Origin of the sequence: Chryseobacterium ginsenosidimutans (assembly GCF_039536845.1) — a bacterium.
Classification (GTDB): Bacteria; Bacteroidota; Bacteroidia; order Flavobacteriales; family Weeksellaceae; genus Chryseobacterium; species Chryseobacterium ginsenosidimutans_B.
On record NZ_BAAAZJ010000011.1, the window covers coordinates 126871 to 149948 of the forward strand.

The following is a 23078-nucleotide window of genomic DNA, read 5'->3' on the forward strand; positions in this document are numbered from 1 at the left end:
TAAATTTTGACCGAACAAAATTAGCAGATGTTCTCCAAATAGTAATCACAGATTTTCAAATTTGACGTATCGTTAATATCTATTATTGATGATTAAAAACGCTTATCCCGAAAAATCATCCAGCATATTTCTCGTAGGGACAAAGAAAAGCGTTCCTGTAACGGCTGTACTGAAATCCAGAATTCTATCATAATTTCCTACAGGATCGCCGACAAACATATTGGTCAGCATTTTTTTAGTGGTAGAAAAGCTATTGGCGTAAGAAATAAAGTAAGTCCCGAATTCGCCCATAGAAGGATTTCCGAATGGCATATTATCTCTTACAATTTTTAAATCATCACCGATATTGGCTAAGGCGATGTGCGAATTTGCAGGTTTCACATCATCCGACATTTCGATATCATTTTCTTTCGATCTTCCGATAACTTTTTCCTGATCTTCTGTGGAAAGACTTCTCCACGCGTTCATATTGTGAAGATATTTTTGAGTAAAAAGATAGCTTCCACCTTTATATTGCAAATCTTCATCGCCGATTTTAGCGAAAAAATCTCTGTCTTCATTGTGCGGATTTTCCGTTCCGTCTACAAAACCGAGAATTGAGCGATCATCCCAATATTTAAACCCATGAATCTCCAGAATTCCTTCTCCAACTGGCGTTAATAATTTTGAGATCTCAATCGCCATATCAAAAATAATGCTTTTATCATCTGCTCTCAAATGAAAATGCAAATCTCCAGGTGTGGAAACTGCGGTATGTTTTTCTCCTTTTATTTCTTCAAAATTCACCAATTCTTTCGGAAGCGGAGTTGGAAGATTTAAAATATTCCACGCATTGTAACCGATTCCCATCACGCAACTCGCTCTGCTGTCTGGGAATCTGTTGAAAACGGAATTATTAAGATTCAAAACCAAGGCACACAATTGTTGGAAAGTTTCTTTCAGTTTCGGATCGCCGACCAATCTCCAAACCATGAAAATCGTATTGCTGTTTGGATAGTCGGTCACATTTTGAGATTCAATATTCATCATTATTAATTTTAATTTGAGTTAAACTGCTTCAATCGGTTGCGAAACCTGATCGGCGAAATATTGTTCCAAATCTTTCAATGTTTCAGGATTTGTCTGAATATCCTTTACCAACTGTCCTTTATTTACCACCACAATTCTGTTACAAACTTCCGTCGTATGCGAAAGATCGTGACTCGAAATAAGAAAAGTCACTCCGTCTTGTTTTGATAATTCTTTGATTAAATTTTTCAGTTTAATCTGTGTGGAAGGATCCAGATTTGCAAAAGGTTCGTCCAGAATAATGATTTCAGGATTTCCGATAATGGCACCGATAATTCCTACTTTTTTCTGATTTCCTTTTGATAAATCACGAACGTATTTTCCGGAGTTTAAAATTTCTCCGTTAAAAAGGTCGTGAAACTGTTTCAAAAACTCGTCAACAGAAGCTTTGTTCTGCCCTCTTAATTCTCCGATGAAATAAAAATATTCTTCAGGAGTAAGGTATCCAATTAAAAAAGAATCGTCTACAAAGGCAGAAACTTTGTTTTTCCAGGCTTCAGATTCGTTTACTTTAATTCCATCGATGCTTACAAATCCTGTTGTCGCCTGAATCAAATCCAGCATTAAGCTAAAAAGTGTTGTTTTTCCGGCCCCGTTGTTTCCGACAAGACCAAAAGTTTCACCGTTGGGAATTTCAAGATTTTCTATATTTAAAACGGTTGCCTGTCCGTATGTTTTTGATAAATTATTAATCGTGATCATATTATTAATCTTTGTTTTTGAATGCTTCTAATGTACTATATTTTTCTACTTTGTAATGCTTTACGATGATGTCGAAGATCTTTTCTCTTAATAAAAACCCGATCAGCCCTAAAATCGCTATGCTTATCACTCCTGCCGTAATCCCGAAAGAATACTGCATCGTCGCAAAAACTACCATTGGTAAAAACATTTTCGGAATTAATAACAGTAATGATTTCATATTAAAGCTATTTTTCTGTCCGAATCTTTTTTCCTTTGCATTAAGATCAATCTGCGTCTTATTGAAAGCTCCCGACCAAAGCGTGAATTGCGAATTAACCCCGATATTATAAATTCCTGCCGCCAAGAAAGTCACATACATTTCCCATCCGAAATAGGCATAGCAAGCCGCTATAATCATGGAAGCCGCTGTCACAATATTCATCAGCCACCATTTTGCCTTTAGATATTCTTTGTATGGAACATTCAGTGTCATCATTAAAGGATAATAAGAACTGTCGAAAGCCGGAACCCTTTGCCCAAACATAAACTGAAATCCTCCTGTCACAAACAATCCCATAAACATGATCATTGCCGGTGTTTTATAGATCGACGAAGTAAACATCAGCATCCCGTAAAAAAGAAACATGAAGCTTCCCAGTAAAATGCCTTTGGTCACTTTATTTCTTCTCAGCATTTTAATATCATTGTTGATGAACGTTCCGATGGCTCCGTATTTATTTAAGAAAGCGATATTTTCGGTCTTTCCGACTGTTTTTTTCGCTTCCAGACCTTCATCAAGATAAAACACCTTATGAATATGTTTAAAACAGATCCACCATAAGCCTGAAAATAAAACAATTGAAATTAAAGCCAAGTAAGGTTTTTCAAAGAAACCATAGAAGAATGCTTCCGAATATGATAGTATTGGTAAAATATTGTAATACGTTAACCCTGCAACTGCTGCAAAAACACATCCGACAACAATCGCAACTGTTTCTTTATCGTTAAAAAGTATATTAATAAAATTATTAAGATAAAACAACAAGGAAACCCCAATAAACCAACTTAAAATATTGATAAAACCATATCCGTTGAATAGTGCAATTCCGGAAAATGTAATGAAAAATATAGAATTCAGCCAACTGAAAGCCGACAGAAAAGTCTTACTCAGCATATAATTGACCAACGTTTTTTTAGGAATGTTTAAGGTAAGAAAAGGTTTGATATTCTGAGTCGGCATTTCCTGCCACATATATTTGAGGATCAAATCAATCGCCCAAACTGCAATTAAGAATTTAGAAACAATTTTTAAAGGATCCTGGTGCATTTCTTCCTGAACGTAGTAAAATGCAGCAAATGCACCTCCTGCCAAACAAAGCATAAAATAAAGAATACCGATAAAACGGAGAATCTTCATCGCAAGATTAATCCCCAAAGAACTGCCACGAAAAAAACTTTTGAACTCTAATCTCAGGAATTTTAAAAACATAGTTTACTTTTTTACATTAGTAAATATAATGCAAAATATGTTACAGTTTTATCCTATCAATTCTTTTGCCTGCGCCATAGCCGCATCCGTAATCTTACTTCCCGAAAGCAATTGTGCAATTTCGTTGAGTTTTTCTTCATCACTTAAAGCAACAATGGTTGACTGAGTTCTTCCGGCTACATCCTGCTTTACAACCTTATAATTATTGTTTCCTTTTGCGGCAACCTGTGCTAAGTGAGAAATTACAATAAGCTGCATATCTGTTGACATTTCGCGCATCAGATTTCCGATTTCTTCGGCAACTTTTCCTGAAACTCCGGTATCGATTTCGTCTAAAATTAATGTCGGAAGTTCGTCACTTTCAGCAATAATTTTCTTTACCGCCAACATCACTCTGGATCTTTCACCACCGGAAATAGCGGTCTGAATTGGTTTCAAAGGAAAACCCGAATTTGCCTGAAATAAAAGCTGAATATTTTCTTTTCCGAATGGATTGAAATCTGCAGAATCCTGTAATTCAATATCAACTTTGGCTTTTTCTAACCCTAATTTTTTAAGTAATTCTTCCGCCTTTTTAATAAAAATAGGAATGCTTTTCTTTCTGTTTTTTGAAAGTTTTTCAGCAAGAGACTGAAGTGTTTTTTCTTTTTTAGAAATTTTTTCTTCAATTTCAGCAATTTTTTCTTCCAGTTCGGAAGCGCCCTTCTGATCGCCAGATAATTGATCCCTGATTTCTTTTAATTCATTAATATCAGAAACGTTATGCTTAACAAACAGATTATTGATTCTGTTATTTAATTCAATTAATAATGCTAAATTTTCAGGATTAATTTCAATTTTTTCGGCTTCATTTTCAAGCTCTGAAATAATGTCTTTTATTTCCACAAAAGAAGTTTCCAACCTTTCATCAAGTTCTGAAAAGCCGTTTGAAACTTCTGCGATTTTTGACAATTTATTTTTAGCTTCATTAAAAAAAGACAAAATCCCGATTTCCTCCTGATGAAATCTCGACAAAACCTGTGCAAGATTCTCAGAAATCATTTCAGCATTTTCCTGAACAGAAAGCTGATTTTGCAGTTCTTCATAATTGACATCATCCAGTTTCAGCTCTTCCAGCTCATTCAGTAAGAATTCTTTGTAATCACCCTCTTTTTTACTTTCTGAAAGCTGAGTCTGAAGTTTTTTAAGCTGAATTTTTAAACTCTGGAAATCTGAAAACTCATTTTGATAATCTTCAATAAGTTTTTTATTCTCAGAAAGTCCGTCAATAATTTTAAACTGATATTCCGAAGTAAAAAGATTGGAAGTTTCGAACTGAGAATGAATATCAATTAATTTTGAAGATAGTTCTTTCAAAATATCCAAAGTCACCGGTACGTCATTGATAAACGCCCTCGATTTTCCGGAAGGTAAAATTTCCCTGCGAATGATCGTCTGATGTTCGTAATCAAGATCATTTTCGATAAAGAATTTTTTGAACTGATTATTTAAAGAAAACTCTGTTTCTACAATACTTTTTTCTTCTGCTTTCGAAATAGATTTTACATCTGCTCTTTCGCCCAAGATCAGTCGCAAAGCACCCAAAATAATAGATTTTCCCGCACCGGTTTCCCCAGTGATTACTTGTAAACCATTGTGCAGCGATACTTCAAGTGTATCAATCAGGGCAAAGTTTTTAATATAAATTCTCGACAGCATTGATAATAGCGATTATTTAGCTATTGCAAATATAGAACTTTAGATTTCAGAATTCAAGTTAACATTACTGTTTCCACTTACTCCATTTAGCATCCGTGTTTTTCGGAGAAAGGATCGTCATTTCCTGTTTTAAGTCTCCTAAAACAATTCCACCATTATTTCCGGAATTAAAAATGTTAAATATTTCATCCGCTTTGGCATCCATAAAAAGGTTAAAGAAATATGCCTGCTGGAAAGAGTTTTCGTATTGCTTTAGCTGCATTAAGGCGTCAAAAATAACTTTTTTTGCCGCAGTCTGATCCTGATTAAATAAATTATCCAACCCCGCTCTATGATACGAATACATCGTTGCACGCAACTGTGTCCAGTTCGGACTCATGATCTCTTTGATTAAAATTGAGCGGCTTCTTGGCTCGTTGATCTGCTTCCAACCGTCGTAAGTATTCTGGGATTCCCCGTTTTGTGCAATCTGTTGAGCCTTTTGAAACCATTGTGTTCCCGCCATTGACTGGAAACTATCTGCATCATACCCTAGAATTACATACACATAAAAACTAATCACATCGATCAGGTTTTTACCGGAAAACTGTCTTTCATTAAATATAAGATTCTCATTTTCAACATAATCAAAAGAAAATCTTTGATCCTGAAGATTGATCAGCGGAGATTCATAAGTTGTATTAAAAACCGGACGAACTGCCTGAATGACAATACTTCCCGTAAATCTGTTTCCTTCTCTCGCTGCAATTACAATTGCGAAATTCGATTTTATTTTTTCGAAATTCTGAAGTCTTTTTCCTGTCCAGCTTGTATTGTTGATAAAATCTCTGAGACTTTTCTCCAATGCTTTATATGCAGACTGGTTACTTCCTCCCAATTGCTGGGAATTCACCTGAACCGTTGCTAATAACTCCTGAGAAAAACTTAGATTGAATACAAACAGAAGTAAAAATATGCTTAAAAATTTTTTCATTTTCTATTAAAGATTGAGAACGGAAATTTATTAAAATTATTTTAAAAGTTGAGACTCAACGAAATCCAAGATATCTTTTGCGACATCATCTTTAGATTTCAGGTTGAATTCCTTTTTTTCAGTTTTGGTAAATATTTTTATTTTATTGGTATCATTTTTAAAACCAGCCCCTTCGTCACGAAGCGAGTTTAAAACAATCATATCAAGGTTTTTCTTTGCTAATTTTCCTTTTGCATTTTCCTCCTCATTCTGAGTTTCCAAAGCAAAACCTACTAAAAACTGATGGGTTTTCTTTTCGCCCATTGTTTTAAGAATATCCGGATTTTTAACCAATTCAATCGTTAAATTATCCTCATTCTTTTTGATTTTTTCTTTGGCAACTTCCTTCGGAGCGTAATCTGCAACGGCTGCACTTGCAATTCCGATGTCTACTGTATCATAAAATTCGAAAACTTTTGCCAGCATTTCTTTTGCAGAAGTCACTTTATGTAAAGTAACGTTTTTATCTTCAATAACCTGAGAACTCGGTCCGGAAATCAAAATAACTTTCGCTCCTCTTTTTGAAGCCTCTTCCGCCAGAGAAAACCCCATCTTTCCTGAAGAATGATTCCCAATAAATCTTACGGGATCAAGTGCTTCATAAGTAGGTCCGGCCGTAATTAAAACTGTTTTCCCTTCTAATGTTCTTTTATTATTTGAATTAAAAAATTCTTCAATTGTTTTGGTAATTGTTTCCGGTTCAGACATTCTACCCTGACCGATCAATCCACTTGCCAGCTCTCCTTTTTCGGCAGGAATGATAATGTGTCCGAAGCTTTCTGCCAGTTCTAAGTTTTTCTTAGTGGAAGGATGTACATACATATCCAAATCCATTGCGGGGGCAATGAACACAGGACATTTCGCCGACATATAAGTCGCAATGACCAGGTTATCACACATCCCGTGAACCATTTTCGATAAAGTATTCGCCGTACAAGGCGCAACAACCATTATATCTGCCCATAAAGCCATTTCCACATGACTGTTCCAGGTTCCGTTGTCACTATAAAATTCTGTATACACAGGTTTTTTAGATAAAGTAGAAATACTCAGTTTGGTTACAAAATGTTCTGCATCAGGAGTCATAATCACCTGAACTTCTGCTCCTTTTTTCACAAAATCCCTGATCAGAAAATGTACTTTGTAAGCTGCAATTCCTCCAGAAATCGCAATGAGAATTTTTTTCCCGGAAAGACTCATTTAGTTTTAATTTTTAAGAATACTAAATTACTTATTTTTTCTCACAAACCGTTTAAACAACAAAGGTCATAAAGAAAAGATTTCCTTTATGACCCTCATATATAAAAAACGCTAATGGTTTTTATTTTCTTTCTTCAGTTTTTCTGAAGTATACGTCTCCGTTTAACCATTCTTCGATAGCAATAGAAGTTGGTTTTGGAAGTTTTTCGTAATGCTTAGAGATTTCAATTTGTTCTCTGTTTTCGAAAACTTCTTCTAATGTAGAATTGTGAACAGCGAATTCATCAAGCTTATTGTGCAATTCTGTACGAATTTCTGCATTGATCTGCTCTGCTCTTTTCCCCATGATAACAATCGCTTCGTAGATTGAACCTACTTTGTCTTCAATCTTATCCTTATCGTAAGTAATGGTATTTACTTCTGCTTTTGTATCTTTTACACTCATTTTGAGAATATTAATTTTATTTAAGTTCGCAAATTTACGAATTATCTTTGAATCTTGAAAGTCGCCGCCGGCGGAGGTGTATTAATTGCCGCACTGTCCCTCTGGATCTGCACTGCTTTCTTCTCAGCATCGATCTGATCTTTCACCTGCTGCTCCGTTTTGTTCTTTTCTGCGGCTAATGCAACCTGCTTTTTCTGTCTTTCAGTTAAAACTGCAATTCTTGCTTCCGTATCTTTTTTAACGACAACAAAATCTTTCTTTTCTTTTTCAAGTTTTTGTCTGATATCTAAAGCTGTTTTTGCAACGTCAGTATTTGGCATTTCTTTTTCGACCTGTCTTGTAAATGCCAAAGCATTTTCAATACGCTCATCTTTAAGATCGTAAACAGACTTTGTTGCCAATTCGTAACGGGATTTTACGATATAATCATAGATCTGCGGACGAAGTTTCGTACTTGGGAAATCATCTAATACGTTTTCCAAAGCTGTATTTGCAGCCTTGTACTCACCCATCTTGAAATATTGTCTCGCATTTTCATAAGCTTTAAACTCTAGTTTATAAGACAATTCATCAACTAAGGTATTGATATTTTTAGATCTTTCCGAATTCGGATAATTATTCAGGAAATCCTGAAGCTCGTTGATTGCGGACTGTGTGGTAGACTGATCAAGGTTATAATCCATAGATCCTTCGTAATAACATAACGCAGACATATATGAAGCCTCTTCTTTTCTTTTATCCTGCGGAAAACTTATTGCAAAATTTTTAAACTGATTTCCTGCTAATCTAAAATTTTTGTCATAATAATTCGCATATGCAGAATTGAAAACTACATTCGGAGCATCATCTGTTCCTGCAACAAGATTCGGAAGCCTGTCATAAAGTGCCAAAGCATTTTTCCATTTCTTTTTAGCAAAATTTTCATTGGCAGTTTTTAAAATGAGATTCTTATCTGCACTTTTCATTGCCCTTTCCTGCTTACTTACGCACGATGCTACTACTGCTACAGCAAAAATACCTAAAATATATTTTTTCATATAAAAAATTCAACAGTTTTCGGATTACACAGCCGATTTACTAATTTGCAAAAATATAACTTTTTTGTCAATAGATTTTTTTTTATGATTATTTAACGTAATTTTAGTCTGCAGCATATCCTAAAATTGCAAAAATGCTCATTAAAAGATTCATTCTTACCTTTTTTTCCGCTTCTTTGGAATACGTTTCTTCACTTTTGTTAGGAACATACAATTCATAAAAATTTCTGTTGCGGATTACAAATAATGTAGAACCAATAATTGTTGTCAGAATATCTTCAGGTTTTGGAGTAAATGTAAAAACTCCGGAAGCCACTCCTTTTTTAATAACATCGTCCAATTTTTTGACAAATAGCTGATAAAAATCCAGCAGTTCATCTTTTAAATTTTCTGTGTGGCGAAGTTCCTGAGTGACAAACCCGTGGAAATAATTATATTTAAATAATTGGGCAACAATATATTTAATAATTTCTTTCAACTGCATTTCAGGTTTACCATCTTTAATGGTATCAGCAAATTCTGAAAAATTTTCTCTGGTTTTTAAAACTCTGTATTGATACAGATACGACATCATTTTTTCTTTGGAACCAAAATAATAAGAGATCATCGCGACGTTGATATTAGCCTTGGAACAGATGTCTCTCACCGATGTACCTTCGTAGCCTTTTTTTGCAATCAGCTCTTCGGCAATGTCTAAAATGTGGATTTGTTTTTCTGTAAATTTTTTCTTCATGTAGTGACTTTGAGTAAAGTTAAGAAATTTTTAACAGATTTATAAACGTTTGTTTAAGAAATTTACGTTAAATATAAATTAATAGTATTTTTGAAAATGGAATTTTTTGATTTTCATCACCATAAAAAAAACATCCCGTATGGAATTTATAATCTTGATTTGGAAAACAATCCGACAGATTCACCATATTCAATTGGGATCCATCCGAAAGATATTGATATTAATAATATTGAAGATCAATTCAATTGGCTGGAATCGAATATTACGGACAACTGTTTTGCAATCGGAGAATGTGGTTTAGATTCTTTTACTGAAGCCGATCAGAAGATTCAGGAAGATGTTTTTTTAAGACAGATTAAACTAGCTAATGATATAAAAAAACCTGTGATCGTTCATTGTGTAAGAAAATTTTACGAGGTGATTTCTTTCAAAAAACATACGGAACAGCCGATGATTATTCATGGTTTTAATAAAAAAGAAAGTATTGCAAAAGATTTGCTTAAAAATAATTTTTATCTGAGTTTTGGAAAAGCGGTTTTGTATAATTTATCTTTGCAAAATACTTTGAGAATTACTCCTTTAGACAAGATATTTTTAGAAACGGACAATGAAGATTTCAATATTGAAGAATTGTATCGGAAAGTTTCGGAAATAAAGGAAATTTCTCTGGAAAATTTAAATAAGCAAATTGTAGAAAATTTAGAGACTATAAAAAATGGATAAGTACTGGTTGGAAAGAACGCAACTTCTGGTAAAAGAAGAAGGGCTGGAAAAATTGAATAAAGCTACTGTTTTGGTTGTTGGTTTGGGTGGAGTCGGTTCTTTTGCAGCCGAATTTCTGGCAAGAGCCGGAGTAGGAAGCATGACCATCGTAGACGGAGACACTGTTGATATCACCAACATTAACAGACAGTTACCCGCCTTACGCTCTACCGTTGGAAAACATAAAGTAGAAGTTGTTGCCGAAAGACTTTTAGATATTAATCCGGATCTTAATTTAACCAAAATCAATGAGTTTCTAAACCCTGAAAGAATGGATGAAGTTCTGGATTCTGCAAAATTCGATTATGTTTTGGATTGTATTGACAGTGTAACTCCAAAACTTTGTTTAATTATTGCCGCTAAAAGAAGGAGAATAAAAATCGTAAGTTCAATGGGAGCCGGCGGAAAAACAGATCCAAGCAAAGTGATGGTAAGAGACATCAGTAAAACTGAACATTGCCACCTTGCAAGACAGGTAAGAAAAAGGCTGAAAAAAGAGAAAATCGATAAAGGTGTTCGTTGTGTTTTTGCCAATGATATTCAGGATGAAGAAAGCCTGAAAATGACTGACGGGAGCAATTATAAAAGATCTTTCTACGGAACAATAAGCTATATGCCAGCAATTTTCGGATTGTATACGGCTTCAGAAGTTATCAATCATTTACTGAAAAAGGATTAAAAACCCTGCAACAATATTTAAAGATATTTCGATGGATTCAGCATGACATTTCTAATACTAATCGTTTTTATTTTAGTACTATATTTGCAAAGTGTCATGCCGACCTTGTCGAAGCCTCTCAAACAAACAAAATATATCTTATATTTACGCCCGTAAATGACAAATTTCAAATATCCCAGAGCCGAAAAACTCAAGAAAAACACAGAGATCTCTTTACTTTTCGAAAAAGGTAAATGGAGAACAAGTGGGAATTTGAGAATTATCATCCTTAAAAATAAGCCTGCAACTCCGGTTGAAAACACTAAATTCGCCGTTGCAGTTTCTAAAAAACATTTCAAAAAAGCGGTTCACAGAAATCGTATCAAAAGGCTTTTGCGCGAATGTTATCGTTTGAATAAAGACTTATTTAAAGAAGCTTTTGGAGACAAAACAATGGCAATGCTTTTTTGGGCTTCTCCTGAAATGCCACAAAAATTCCAAGATGTGGAAACACAATTCATTAAATTTTGTCAGGCTCAGAAAAAACCTTAGTTTTCTTTTTTCGATTCATAAAACCTATAAATTAAGATGCAACATCTGTGGTTAATGTTTGTTGACTAATTTTCTCCCACGGATTACACTGATTTGCACAAATGTTTGAAAATATTTTTTAAAGAAATTGATGGAATTTCTGGGAATATAATTTTTTGTAACTTTAAGCAAAACAATAAATCTGAAAATTAAGATGTTAGAAAATATTCCCTATTTACCCTATGTTCTGAGTGCTTTTATTGGTATCGGGTTGGCTGCTGCAACCGGTTTCAGAGTATTTCTCCCGATGTTTGCCGTGAGTTTGGCATCATATCTTCATTGGATTCCCATGAATGATGACTTTGAATGGCTTGCCGGGCTTCCTACACTCATCACTACAGGAATTGCAACGATCGTAGAAATTTTAGCCTATTATCTGCCTTTTGTCGACCATTTACTCGACACTATTTCGGTTCCGATGGCAACGGTTGCCGGTTCTGTTTTATTTGCGAGTCAGTTTGCTGATTTAGGAACATTTCCGCAATGGGCTTTGGCTTTGATTGCAGGTGGCGGAACTGCAGCAACGATAAGTTCTGGATTTGCAGGAATTCGGGCGGCTTCCACAGCAACTACCGGCGGATTGGGAAATTCTGTGGTCGGAACAGCCGAAACAGCCGGAGCAGGAATTATGGCGGTTTTAGCAATGGTCGCACCTCTTATTGCCGCCATTTGTGCCATTGGTATTGTCATTTTGATGATCTTCTTCGGTCGAAAAATATGGCGGAAATTCAGAAAAAATAAAGATGTGATCAATCATACTTAAATAGAAACGGCGGAAAAAATTTCCGCCGTTTTTTATTTTATTTTCTTCGTAAAGTTTCCAAAAACGATTCCCAACGGACCAAGTATCGGAAAAAGAATTAATGCAGCATAAGGTAAAATACCTGATTTTGTTTTAACTAAAACCGCAATTGCCGAAATATATAAGACAATAATTGCAATGGCTGCAAACAGTATTTGAAAAGCTGAAATTGACAATATGTTCATAATTATTATGCTTTACCCTTTAGTTCTGAAGTCTTTTATTTCCTGGATTCTACCTTCGAAATACTCTTTCTTTTCGGGAGTTTTCCTGATCAGGATTTCGAATGCTTTAATAGCCTTTGTATATAATTTCTGTTCGAAATAAAGATTCGCCAAGGTTTCTGTCATTAAGTGTGAAATATCATCGTTTTTCTCTTTCACCACAAAGGAAACTTCATCTTTTAACTGACTGATTCTGGGATTGGTTTCAATAAAGGTTTCAATAACTTTATTCTTTAACTCAATTTTTTCCTTCTGAACTTCTTCTACTTCCTCAACATCTTCAGTTCTGTCGATTTTCAGCCAGCTTTGCCATGTATTGATAAATCCCGGAATATTACTATTAACAGGATTTGAAATTGTTTTTTCAACCGGATTTTCTTTAATCTCTTCCTTAACTTCCACTTTTTCCTCTTCTTTTTTCGACTCTGCTACATTCCATTTTAAAATATCTGATCCAAAGAAAGAAACATTCATTACAGGAACATCTTCTTTATTTTCTTCGACAGGTTTTAGCGTTTCTTCATCGATTTGAAGTTCATCAATTTGTTCTTCTGCTAACTCAGGAACGTCTTTTATTTCATCTAAAACCTCTTCTTCTTTTTGAGTTTCTGCTTGAGAAACTTCTATTTCCTGAGCTTTAGCCTCAACTTTTGGCTGAGGAATTTCCACAGGCTTATTAAGTAATGAATCAGGTAGATTTGATTCTAGAGACATTGGTTTCCAAGCAGATTTTACTTCTGCTGGCTCTTCTGTAATCTTTTCAGATTTTTGCTCAGGAATCTCTGTTTTTGGTTCTTCAACTGTTTTAATTTGAAATTCTTCAGTGGGCTTTTCTTGCTTAATCCCTGCCTTTATTTCTGGTTCAACTGGCGTTACTTCAAAACTTTGAGTTTCTGCAAAACTAATGTCATGCCCCGTATTTTCAGGCTCTTCTTCTTTAGTTTTTTCTGAAACAGCCTTTTCTTTCATTTTTTTCTCAACCTCCTCGATCAAACGACGCATTTCATCTTCGTGTTTGTTGATGTTTAATTGAGGTGTTCCAGTTACTGCTTCTTCCGAATTAATCGACTGTATTTTCACTCCCGGTAAGAAGGATTCCATTCCGTGAAAGCTTAATTCTGCTTCATTTTGAACCGCTTTTTCTTCTTTTTCGGATGAAATCTTGTCTTCATTAATGATTTTTTCAGGAGTAAATTCTGCAGTTTCTTTTATTTTATTTAAATCTGAATTTTCAGTTTCATTAATAACAGTTTCAGCTCTTTCCTGATTTTCAGTTTCTGAATTTTCAATTTGAGAATCCAAAGATTCCGTTTCATGGAAACTTACCTCTGATTCGTTTAGAATTTCTTCTTTTTCAGATTCAGAAGTTATTTTTTCTTCTTCAATAATTGTTTCAGGAGTGAATTCTGCTGCTTCTTCAGTTTTATTTAAATCTAGATTTTCATATTCATTACCAACAGCTTCAGATTCTACGACTTCTTCTTGAACTTCATCTTCTGAATTTTCAACTTGAGAATCCAAAGATTCCGTTTCATGGAAACTTGTCTCTGATTCATTTAAAATTTCTTCTTTTTCAGATTCAGAAGTGATCTTTTCTTCTTCAATAATTGTTTCAGGAGTGAATTCTTCAATTTCTTCAACAACTTCTGCATCTTTATTTTCAGGTGAAATTTCTTCTTCCTGAATATTTTTTTCTACATTAATCGACTCATCTTTTTGCTCATTTTTTTGAGTAACGATAGAACCGGATTCTAATGTTGATTCAAGATCAATTCTTTCTATATTCTCATTATCAAGGAAATTTTCTTCACCTTCAAACAAGATTCTGTTGCGCTCTCCATCCACAAAAAGATGCTTAATTTCTTTTTTCGGAGCCGGAAGAATATACTTCTTTTCTTTTTTCTCGACACTTTCCTCTTTGGGTTCTTCCAAAATTTCCGGCTGAACCTCAACAATAGGAGCTTCTTCTCTTTTAATCGGAAAGCTTGAAATTTTTGATTTTTGTAAAAGTGAAAGCGGGTTTTCTGCAGGAATAATCTTTTCCTTTACAATTTCAGGCTTTATTTCCTGTTTTGGTCGCTGTTGGATTTTACCGTTAATTAATTGGTATAAAATCTTCTTATCCGTTGTATAAGCAGCTGTTGTAGAAAGCACTTTCTGATAATTTTCTTTATCATACAAATGTACTCCGTACAAGTATAAAGCTCTGATATTCTGAATATAGGGAAAAGAATTAATTTCCTCTTTCAGAAGATCGATATCCTCTGATTGAATGTTTTTTGGGGTCTTTAATAATTCTAAAACTCTATGATTCATCTTACCAATTCGCTACAATATCGTTAAATATCTTGTTTATAATTCTGTCCGTTGCAATTTTCACCTGAGAAGTTTCGATCTCAGATTGTGAAAGATTACTGTTGAATACAGCCTCGTCAGAATATGATCTGTCGAAACTGGAATCCGGATGAATTTTATTTTCGTAATGCACCTTCACCGTGATTGTCAGTTTATTTTGAGATTCGTTTACAATACCTCCCGTATTCTGATTCGTTACCGTATTAGAACCAATCGTTGTAGGTGTTATAGAATAATCCGTAATCTCACCTTCTACCAAAATATCAGGATTTTCTTTTGTCCCTTTCAAAGTTGTTCTCTGCAAGAAACGGTTCTGAATATCTGTTGAAAACTGCTGTGACAAAGTAGGGTTCACCAAAGCAGCATTGTTTGGAAATTCGTTGATCTGTATCGTTTTTTCATCTGTAAGAGATGATCCTGTAAAACTGTAACAAGAGTTCAAAACTCCCAAACATAGGATTAAAAGCCAAAATTTTGGCTGTTTGATGTTGATATTTTTAATTTTAAAATTCATTTTTAGTTCCGATTTCTTGTATTTCGTCGTGCGTAATCTGCTGCATTGCATCTTCATAAGCAAAATAGTGAGATACATACAGTAATGGTAAAGTAAAAATAAGCCCAATAAAACAAGCTATAATTCCCAATTGTGCTAAAATCCCAATTACAAGTGAGTATAAGAATATTGATAATAAATTACCTTTTCCCATTATCAAAGACATATTCCATGCTGTTTTGACGTCTGTAACTCTTCCCAAAGAAATTAATGCAGGCATGTAAAATCCTTTTAAGCAAACGATTAAAATAGCAATATAAATAACAAATATATAAACCATGAAAAACGCCGGCGGTCCCGCAGAAGGATCTCTATCCGCCATAGATGGCAACACGAAAATCATCGGGATATAAATTAGCATAATCCCTCCGATTAAAATTAATTGTAAGATGAAATAAGGCATAAAATCGTCAAAATTGAAAATATCTCCTGCACTTACTTGTTTTCCAGCTCTTAAATCTCTACAATATTTGTAAAAATTCCCGATAGCCAACAAACCACAGAAAGGAATAATTGACATCAACATGGTAAGTAAAAATGCTCCAAATAGATTTCCGAAATTACTTTTTAGAAACTCGTACCCGTTGCTGATATATTCACCAAGTTTAAAATTGACCGGTTTCGCGTTAATTTTCATCATAATTTAATTTTTTTAGTTTATTCTTCTAAGTTATATTGTTTTATTTTTCTGTACAATGTTCTTTGTGAAATTCCCAATTCGTCTGCCGCTTTATTCCTTCTTCCTTTGTGCTTTTCCAGCGCTTTGATAATCAGGTCTTTTTCATTGTTTTGAAGGGATAAAGATTCCGGTCTGTTTTCTTCAATTTCAATGTCTTCAAAATCTTCATAGCTGTCTTCCGGACTTGAAATAATCGTTGGAGTCTGAACCGTCGGATTACTATTATCTTCAAAATATAGTAAAGAACTCGGGGCTGTATTCTGCTGAGGTTCCGGAGTATAAATTCTGTTAATTAAATTTTTCTCCTGATTACTCAAATCAGAATTCCCGCGATTCTTTATCAATTCCGAAGTTAAGGATTTTAAATCATTAATATCGTTTCGCATGTCAAAGAGAATTTTGTACATGATTTCTCTTTCGCTGCCAAAATCGCTTTGTTTTTGAGAATTTGGAGTATTTACCACCATTGGAAGATGGGTTTCCATGGGAATATATTCTGCTAACTTTTCTACGGTAACGTGTCTGTTTCTCTCAACAACAGTCATTTGTTCAACCAAATTTCTCAATTGACGAACATTTCCGGGAAAAGCATAGTTTTCTATATAATGAACTGCGCTTGGTTCCAATTCCAGTTCCGGCATTCTGTATTTTTCGGCAAAATCAATCGCAAATTTTCTGAACAACAAATGAATATCCCCTTTTCTTTCTCTTAAAGCCGGCATATCAATCTGCACCGTATTCAGACGATAAAACAAATCTTCACGGAATCTTCCGTCATGAATAGCCTTCATCATATTTACATTCGTTGCCGCCACGATTCTCACATTTGTTTTCTGAACCTGTGAAGAACCTACTTTCATGAATTCGCCGCTTTCCAGAACTCTCAGTAAACGCACCTGCGTCTGTAAAGGCAATTCACCCACCTCATCAAGGAAAATTGTTCCGCCATCTGCGACTTCAAAATATCCTTTTCTCGTTGCTGTTGCTCCTGTAAAAGCTCCTTTTTCGTGCCCGAAAAGCTCGGAATCGATCGTTCCTTCCGGAATTGCACCACAGTTTACAACAATGTACGGTTGATGTTTTCTTTTTGATTCTGAATGAATGATTTTCGGAATAAATTCTTTTCCAACACCACTTTCTCCGATTACAAGGACTGAAATATCTGTCGGTGCAACCTGAATCGATTTTTCTAAAGCTCGGTTTAAGGCTGGAAAATTTCCAATAATTCCGAAACGGTTTTTTATATTTTGTAGCTCGCTGCTCATAGGTCAATTTTAGATTATTTTTCTACAGCTTTAATTTTTATCTGTAGAAAATGAGTTAATTTGTTAAGAATGATTTTAATTTTATCTTTATAATAATTAACTGATTACATTTAAATAATCTTTATTTCTGACTTTTGAAACTTTTGTTTTAAAATATAAAATATCAGCAAAGAGATTTTCTTTACTGTTTTTCTCGAAGTTTTTCAGAAGCTGACTGTGTTTTTCTTTTTCAGAAAAATCTGCTTCCGGTTTATTTTTATAAGAATTGTATTTTTGCTTTCCTGAAAAGAATTTCTCAATAAGATCAAGGGCATTTTGCTTATGACCAATTGCGAAATTGCGAATCGGTTCATCTTTTAAACAAAACTCTTGTGAAATTTCACATTCATGACCTAAAATTCGGCTATAAATATCATACAGCTGTTTGCAATCTTCACTTTTAATGGTTCCATTGCTTGCCTGCGCCGAGATATTGCTACAAATTATTACCAATAAAACACTGAGGCAATATTTCTGAAATTTTTCCATTGTCTAGTTTATTGAGTTAATATTGATAATAATTTTATTTAATTCTAAATTTTAGGCTAATTTACTATTTCACAGTTTCCCCTAAAAGTGTGCCCTGCGTGTTGTCGAAAACAAAAACGTTCACAATGTCACCCATTTTCTGACCTTCCTGCATATCAAATACACAAACTGCGTTTTGAGAGTTTCTTCCTTTCCACTGGTTTTTATTCTTCTTGGAAATTCCTTCAATTAAAACTTCGTGTACCCTTCCGACATAACCCGCCATTCTTTTCCTTGAAAGTTCGCCCTGTAAAGCAATTACTTCCGCCAAACGTCTTTGTTTGACATCAGCAGGAATGTTGTCTTCCATTTTTTTGTGAGCAGGAGTTCCTGGTCTTTCTGAATAAGCAAACATATAACCGTAGTCAAATTCTACTTCTCTCATTAAACTCAACGTATCTTGGTGATCTTCTTCAGTTTCATTACAAAAACCGATAATCATATCCTGTGAAAAAGAAATATCCGGGACGATTTCTTTTGCTTTTTTAATTAAATCTAAATATTCTTCACGCGTATGCTGTCTGTTCATTGCCTCCAGCATCTTATTGCTTCCACTTTGAACAGGTAGATGAACATATTTGCAGATATTATCATGTTTAGCGATCATTCTAAACACATCCAGACTCATATCCTGAGGATTGGACGTTGAGAATCTGATTCTCATTTCAGGAAGAGCTTTAGCCACCGAATCAAGCAATTGTGCAAAATTAACTGCTGTTGCTTTCTGCATTTCTGAAGCTTTCGCAAAATCTTTTTTAGGACCGCCTCCGTACCAAAGGTAAGAATCAACATTTTGTCCTAACAAGGTAATTTCTTTGTAACCATTTTCCCAAAGGCTTTTACATTCTTCTAAAATAGAATGCGGATCTCGGCTTCTTTCTCTACCTCTCGTAAACGGAACTACACAAAAAGTACACATATTATCACAGCCTCTGGTAATGGTAACAAAAGCCGTAACACCATTTCCACCTAAACGAACCGGATTAATATCTGCGTACGTTTCCTCTTTTGAAAGGATTACGTTGATGGCGTCTCTCCCGTCTTCGGTTTCTTTTAAAAGGTTTGGTAAATCTCTGTATGCATCGGGACCAACGACAAGATCAACCAATTGTTCTTCTTCCAAGAATTTGGTTTTCAATCTTTCTGCCATACATCCAAGAACACCAACCGTCATGCTTGGTCTTTCTTTTTTAAGATTTTTAAACTGTGCAAGGCGCATTCTTACCGTTTGCTCAGCTTTTTCACGGATTGAACATGTATTTAAAAGAATAAGATCTGCTTCTTCTACCTTCAAGGTCGTGTTATAACCTTGTTCATTAAGAATTGATGCAACAATCTCAGAATCAGAAAAATTCATCTGACAGCCATAACTCTCCAAGAATAATTTCTTTGAGTTACCGTCTCTTTCTGCAATCGCAAAAGCTTCTCCCTGCTTTGTTTCGTCTATATATTTTTCTTGCACAATGGTCTGTTTAAGGTTTAAAATTTAAAGCTCAAGGTTTTCCGACTTTGATTTTTTAAACTTTGAACTTTTGAATTAATTTGCAAAGATACAAAATCTTGTGACAGAATGGCAGGATTATCTTTCATAGAAATTTGTAGAAAAATTCATAGGATAGACAATCTTTTCTTTAATTGGTATATTCAAATATAATGCAGGTTTCCAAGTTTTTTTTAATCTTGAAAAGGTTCTAAAAAAATCTATATTAAATTTCTGATCTCTAATTTCGGGATAAATTCTAGGATTTAAAGCATGACCATCTTTATCAACATAAAATTCTAAATTGATGCTTCCATTAATATGATAATCAGAAAAAAGACTCATAAACTCATCATGAAAATCTTTTGTGAAATATTCATATCCTTTTGGATACTGAGCCGATTTTATAAAATTATTTGCATTATAACTTTCTTTATAATTACTCATTATATCTTTTGGGTAAATAATAACTTCAGCCAATGCTCCTAATTTTCCTCCTTTTACCTCTGCCGGCTTCCAGTTTTTAAGATTTTTAAAAATCTCCAAAGAAATATTATAAGCACATTTATTTTTTGAAATGTTTGCTGTATCAGAATCCTTCACCAACTTTATAAGCGCATCTTTTGTAACTAAAAATCTTGGCTGATAGATTTCTTTCGCATCACATTCTTTAAGATTATTATTAATTAGATAATCATGAGCTTCTTTATAGAAATTGATAAGCCCACCTTCATAAAATTCCTGGTTTTTAGGATATTCGTCCAAAACCTGTGCCTTAATAAAAGAAAAAGCAATCAACGAAAAGCAAAATAAAAACCTTCTAATCAACATCATACACATCATGACTAAAATTAACTTTCATCACAAACTTAGAATCCACTGGAACTCCGTTTTGTATCGCAGGACTCCATTTTCCTTTTACTTTTTTCACTGCGTATTTCATATCATCAATGAACATTTCATTGTCTTTGAACTTTGGAAGAACATCAATTCTGTTGATCTTTCCTTTCGTATCAATATTAAAAATAAAGGTAACCTTGCCTTGAATTGCATATAAAGCAATATCAATGTAGGCATGAACCATATTCATGAATTCTTTTTGGAAAGCTTTATCGCCACCCGGAAATTCTGCTTTTTGATAATTTGTTGATGTTTGCTGAGTCTGAATTGTGGTTTCCTGCGAAAATACTTTACTACCTGACAGCAATAAAGAGAGAATTAAAAGATATTTTTTCATGGTTAATAAAAGTCGTTTTTTATACGTCTGTAGCAATTGAAGATAAATTCATTTTGATTTTCACTTGTGATGTTACAGGTTGTCCGTTACAAGTTGCAGGAATCCAGCCTTTCTTAATTCTTCTTACCACATACTTCATATCATCAAAGAAAACCTGACTGTTTGAAACTTTCGGAGTACCTTCAATATTGGTAACTTTTCCATTTTGATCTATCGTAAGAGTAAATGTAAAATCTCCATTAAGAACATAAAATTCTGTATTCAGATAATCATACATATATTTTCTCAATGTTTCTTTGTAAGCCGGAATACCACCCTCAAAACTTGCTGTTTTAAAATCATTACAGTTTTTTACAGCAACCTGAAGCAAAGGTTCTTTGATGTCTATCTTTAAAATATTTTTATTGTTTTCTGTAATGAAATTATCATCTCTTTCTTCAACATCGACTTGTGCAGAGGCAAAATTTGATAACAGAAGTCCCATAAACAATGCGAATGTTTTCATAAGCGAAATTATTTGAAGTTGATACAGCAAAATTACAACCAAAAAAACAAAGAAACCTCACCTCACAGCAAAGTTTCTTATATATTTTTATCCGAAAATTATTTCTTCATAGAAGCATTCATTATAGCAATCCTTTGATATGTTTATAGTTTGTTTTTACGGTATCTAAAGCTTCTTCCATTTTTCCGCCAAGCATGAGTTGCGCCATAGATTTTGTCATTCCTATCACTTGGTCAAATTCAATTTTTGGAGGTAAAGCCAATGCATTTGGATTCGTGAAAATATTGAGTAAATAAGGCCCATCATAATCCAGACATCCTTTAATTGCAGCTTCAACTTCTTCGGGTTTATGAACATTCTTTCCCGGATAGCCCATTGCCTGAGCAATCATTCCAAAATCAGGGTTAATCATATCGGTTTCATTATCGGGCATTCCGCCGACTTCCATTTCCAGTTTTACCATTCCCAAGGCTCTGTTGTTAAAGACAATCAGTTTTACAGGTAATTTATATTGAAAAATGGTAGCCATATCTCCCAATAACATCGATAAACCTCCGTCTCCACACATCGCAATGACTTGTTTATCGGGATGCGCAAGAGAAGCCCCAATCGCCATTGGCATTGCATTTGCCATCGAACCATGGTTAAATGAACCTAACATTTTTCGTTCGCCGGTTCCGGTAATATATCTTGCTCCCCAAACACAGCACATTCCCGTATCCACAGTGAAAATCGCGTCTTTTTTAGCTAATTTATCTAAAGTATGCGCCACAAACTCTGGCTGAATAGCATTTTCTGTACCGAAATCTTTCACATAAGTCAATTGTGTTTCTTTTACTTTTTCGTAAAATTCCAATTGCTGATTGAGGAAATGAACATCCGTTTTTTCTTTTAATAAAGGTAATAAAGCTTTAATGGTTTCTTTCACATCGCCCGCTAAACCTAATTCTACCTTGGCTCTTCTACCCAATCTTTCGGGACTTTCATCAATCTGAACGATTTTATTTTTAACAGGCATGAATTTCTGATAAGGAAAATCTGTCCCCAGAAGAATCAACAAATCCGCCTCGTGCATCGCGTGATAAGCGGAAGGAAGTCCCAAAAGTCCGGTTAAACCCACTTCATTCGGATTATTTGGCTGAATCGCCATTTTCCCTCGGAAAGAATATCCAACAGGAGATTTTAAATAGTTTGATAATTCTACAACCTCAGCATTGGCTTTTTCTGCACCAATCCCACAGTAGATCGTCACTTTTTTACTTTCATTAATTAAACCTGCCAATTGATTCAACTCCTCATCAGACGGGCGAATAATCGGATTGGTTTTAAATATTTTATTGGAAGTTGCTGCTTCTTCCGCATCCAATTCTGAAACATCACCCGGAAGACCAATTACAGCAACTCCTTTTTTAGAAATCGCATGCTGAATTGCCGCCTGCAAAGTTCTTTGAACCTGTTCCGGTCTTGTAATCATTTGATTGTAATGACTGCAATCGTCAAATAATTTTATCGTATTGGTTTCCTGGAAATAATCCATTCCCATTTCTTCACTGGGAATCGTAGAAGCAATCACCAACATCGGAACGTGAGAACGATGCGCCTCGTAAACTCCGTTAATCAAATGAACGTGTCCCGGACCGCAACTTCCTGCACAAACGGCAAAACCGTCAAGTTCCGCTTCTGCAGCAGCAGCATATGCTCCGACTTCTTCGTGTCTTACGTGAATCCATTCGATGCTGCTTTTTTTAACAGCAATATTTAAATGATTAAGGCTGTCGCCCGTTACTGCATAAATTCTTTTTACATTTGCATTTTCGAGCATTTCAACGATTTGCTCAGCTACGTTTTTAGCCATAATTAATATTTTGTTGGTTATTTAAAAAAGATTGTGGAATATCGATCAGAGGCTTTTTCTTATTTAGAAATATGTCTCTATCAAATTTAGGGAATAATAAATATTTTAAAGATTCCTGAATATTAAAATTTACTTATAATCAAAAAAAAGACTCTGCAGGATTGCAAAGTCTCTTATTA

Annotated in this window: 24 protein-coding genes; 4 read left to right on the forward strand and 20 right to left on the reverse strand. The window is 34.5% G+C overall.

Annotated elements, in window-relative coordinates; genetic code table 11:
• Positions 1-102: 102 nt before the first annotated feature.
• The 9 genes from ABD745_RS16845 to ABD745_RS16885 form a co-directional block, all read right to left on the reverse strand.
• Positions 103-1026 (reverse strand): Dyp-type peroxidase, encoded by a 924-nt coding sequence (locus ABD745_RS16845; RefSeq protein ID WP_344834040.1) that lies wholly within the window; start codon positions 1024-1026, stop codon positions 103-105.
• Positions 1027-1047: 21 nt separating this feature from the next.
• Positions 1048-1770 carry an ABC transporter ATP-binding protein gene (locus tag ABD745_RS16850; RefSeq protein ID WP_344832718.1) on the reverse strand — a complete coding sequence of 241 codons (723 nt, stop codon included), beginning with the start codon at positions 1768-1770 and terminating at the stop codon, positions 1048-1050.
• A 4-nt stretch (positions 1771-1774) separates the two neighbouring features.
• Positions 1775-3241 (reverse strand): DUF5687 family protein, encoded by a 1467-nt coding sequence (locus ABD745_RS16855; RefSeq protein ID WP_344832721.1) that lies wholly within the window; start codon positions 3239-3241, stop codon positions 1775-1777.
• 48 nt (positions 3242-3289) lie between these two features.
• Entirely contained in the window at positions 3290-4939 is a 1650-nt protein-coding gene (locus ABD745_RS16860) for a DNA repair protein RecN (protein ID WP_344832724.1), read from the reverse strand.
• 64 nt (positions 4940-5003) lie between these two features.
• Positions 5004-5912, reverse strand: a complete 909-nt coding sequence (porD, locus tag ABD745_RS16865; protein WP_344832727.1) for a type IX secretion system protein PorD — start codon at positions 5910-5912, stop codon at positions 5004-5006.
• A 36-nt stretch (positions 5913-5948) separates the two neighbouring features.
• Entirely contained in the window at positions 5949-7151 is a 1203-nt protein-coding gene (gene coaBC / locus ABD745_RS16870) for a bifunctional phosphopantothenoylcysteine decarboxylase/phosphopantothenate--cysteine ligase CoaBC (protein WP_344832729.1), read from the reverse strand.
• A gap of 121 nt (positions 7152-7272) precedes the next feature.
• Positions 7273-7596, reverse strand: a complete 324-nt coding sequence (locus ABD745_RS16875; protein ID WP_029298198.1) for a DNA-directed RNA polymerase subunit omega — start codon at positions 7594-7596, stop codon at positions 7273-7275.
• Between the two features lie 41 nt (positions 7597-7637).
• The gene (locus ABD745_RS16880; protein ID WP_344832732.1) at positions 7638-8633 is read right to left on the reverse strand and encodes an outer membrane protein assembly factor BamD; all 996 of its coding nucleotides are present in this window, start codon (positions 8631-8633) and stop codon (positions 7638-7640) included.
• A gap of 103 nt (positions 8634-8736) precedes the next feature.
• Positions 8737-9366: a TetR/AcrR family transcriptional regulator gene (locus ABD745_RS16885; protein WP_344832734.1), complete on the reverse strand. Its 630-nt coding sequence runs from the start codon at positions 9364-9366 to the stop codon at positions 8737-8739.
• 96 nt (positions 9367-9462) lie between these two features.
• On the opposite strand from ABD745_RS16885, the gene ABD745_RS16890 reads away from it, so the two are divergent.
• The 4 genes from ABD745_RS16890 (at position 9463) to ABD745_RS16905 (ending at position 12140) form a co-directional block, all read left to right on the forward strand.
• Positions 9463-10089 carry a TatD family hydrolase gene (locus ABD745_RS16890; RefSeq protein ID WP_344832737.1) on the forward strand — a complete coding sequence of 209 codons (627 nt, stop codon included), beginning with the start codon at positions 9463-9465 and terminating at the stop codon, positions 10087-10089.
• The gene (locus ABD745_RS16895; RefSeq protein WP_344832742.1) at positions 10082-10807 is read left to right on the forward strand and encodes a tRNA threonylcarbamoyladenosine dehydratase; all 726 of its coding nucleotides are present in this window, start codon (positions 10082-10084) and stop codon (positions 10805-10807) included. Before ABD745_RS16890 ends, ABD745_RS16895 begins: the two co-directional genes overlap by 8 nt.
• A gap of 156 nt (positions 10808-10963) precedes the next feature.
• Positions 10964-11338: a ribonuclease P protein component gene (rnpA, locus tag ABD745_RS16900; RefSeq protein WP_047399107.1), complete on the forward strand. Its 375-nt coding sequence runs from the start codon at positions 10964-10966 to the stop codon at positions 11336-11338.
• 193 nt (positions 11339-11531) lie between these two features.
• Positions 11532-12140 carry a DUF4126 domain-containing protein gene (locus tag ABD745_RS16905; protein WP_344832747.1) on the forward strand — a complete coding sequence of 203 codons (609 nt, stop codon included), beginning with the start codon at positions 11532-11534 and terminating at the stop codon, positions 12138-12140.
• Positions 12141-12172: 32 nt separating this feature from the next.
• Here ABD745_RS16905 and ABD745_RS16910 read toward each other — a convergent pair whose 3' ends face one another.
• The 11 genes from ABD745_RS16910 to ABD745_RS16960 all read right to left on the reverse strand — a co-directional run bounded on the left by ABD745_RS16910 (position 12173) and on the right by ABD745_RS16960 (position 22899).
• Positions 12173-12364 carry a hypothetical protein gene (locus ABD745_RS16910; protein ID WP_344832750.1) on the reverse strand — a complete coding sequence of 64 codons (192 nt, stop codon included), beginning with the start codon at positions 12362-12364 and terminating at the stop codon, positions 12173-12175.
• A gap of 12 nt (positions 12365-12376) precedes the next feature.
• Positions 12377-14719: a hypothetical protein gene (locus ABD745_RS16915; RefSeq protein WP_344832752.1), complete on the reverse strand. Its 2343-nt coding sequence runs from the start codon at positions 14717-14719 to the stop codon at positions 12377-12379.
• A 1-nt stretch (position 14720) separates the two neighbouring features.
• Positions 14721-15272 (reverse strand): LptE family protein, encoded by a 552-nt coding sequence (locus ABD745_RS16920; RefSeq protein WP_344832756.1) that lies wholly within the window; start codon positions 15270-15272, stop codon positions 14721-14723.
• Positions 15262-15951 carry a DUF2189 domain-containing protein gene (locus tag ABD745_RS16925; protein ID WP_344832760.1) on the reverse strand — a complete coding sequence of 230 codons (690 nt, stop codon included), beginning with the start codon at positions 15949-15951 and terminating at the stop codon, positions 15262-15264. Before ABD745_RS16925 ends, ABD745_RS16920 begins: the two co-directional genes overlap by 11 nt.
• Positions 15952-15968: 17 nt before the next feature.
• A complete protein-coding gene (locus ABD745_RS16930; RefSeq protein ID WP_344832765.1) occupies positions 15969-17255 on the reverse strand; it encodes a sigma-54 interaction domain-containing protein in 1287 nt (428 codons plus the stop codon).
• A 96-nt stretch (positions 17256-17351) separates the two neighbouring features.
• Positions 17352-17783, reverse strand: a complete 432-nt coding sequence (locus ABD745_RS16935; RefSeq protein ID WP_344832768.1) for a hypothetical protein — start codon at positions 17781-17783, stop codon at positions 17352-17354.
• Between the two features lie 64 nt (positions 17784-17847).
• A complete protein-coding gene (gene miaB, locus ABD745_RS16940; RefSeq protein ID WP_344832771.1) occupies positions 17848-19284 on the reverse strand; it encodes a tRNA (N6-isopentenyl adenosine(37)-C2)-methylthiotransferase MiaB in 1437 nt (478 codons plus the stop codon).
• 117 nt (positions 19285-19401) lie between these two features.
• Positions 19402-20136, reverse strand: a complete 735-nt coding sequence (locus ABD745_RS16945; RefSeq protein ID WP_344832775.1) for a hypothetical protein — start codon at positions 20134-20136, stop codon at positions 19402-19404.
• Positions 20123-20539 (reverse strand): energy transducer TonB, encoded by a 417-nt coding sequence (locus ABD745_RS16950; RefSeq protein ID WP_344832778.1) that lies wholly within the window; start codon positions 20537-20539, stop codon positions 20123-20125. Before ABD745_RS16950 ends, ABD745_RS16945 begins: the two co-directional genes overlap by 14 nt.
• A gap of 19 nt (positions 20540-20558) precedes the next feature.
• Complete coding sequence (locus ABD745_RS16955; protein ID WP_344832783.1) at positions 20559-21044, reverse strand: energy transducer TonB; 486 nt, start codon at positions 21042-21044, stop codon at positions 20559-20561.
• A 121-nt stretch (positions 21045-21165) separates the two neighbouring features.
• Entirely contained in the window at positions 21166-22899 is a 1734-nt protein-coding gene (locus tag ABD745_RS16960) for a thiamine pyrophosphate-dependent enzyme (protein ID WP_344832786.1), read from the reverse strand.
• Positions 22900-23078: the final 179 nt, after the last annotated feature.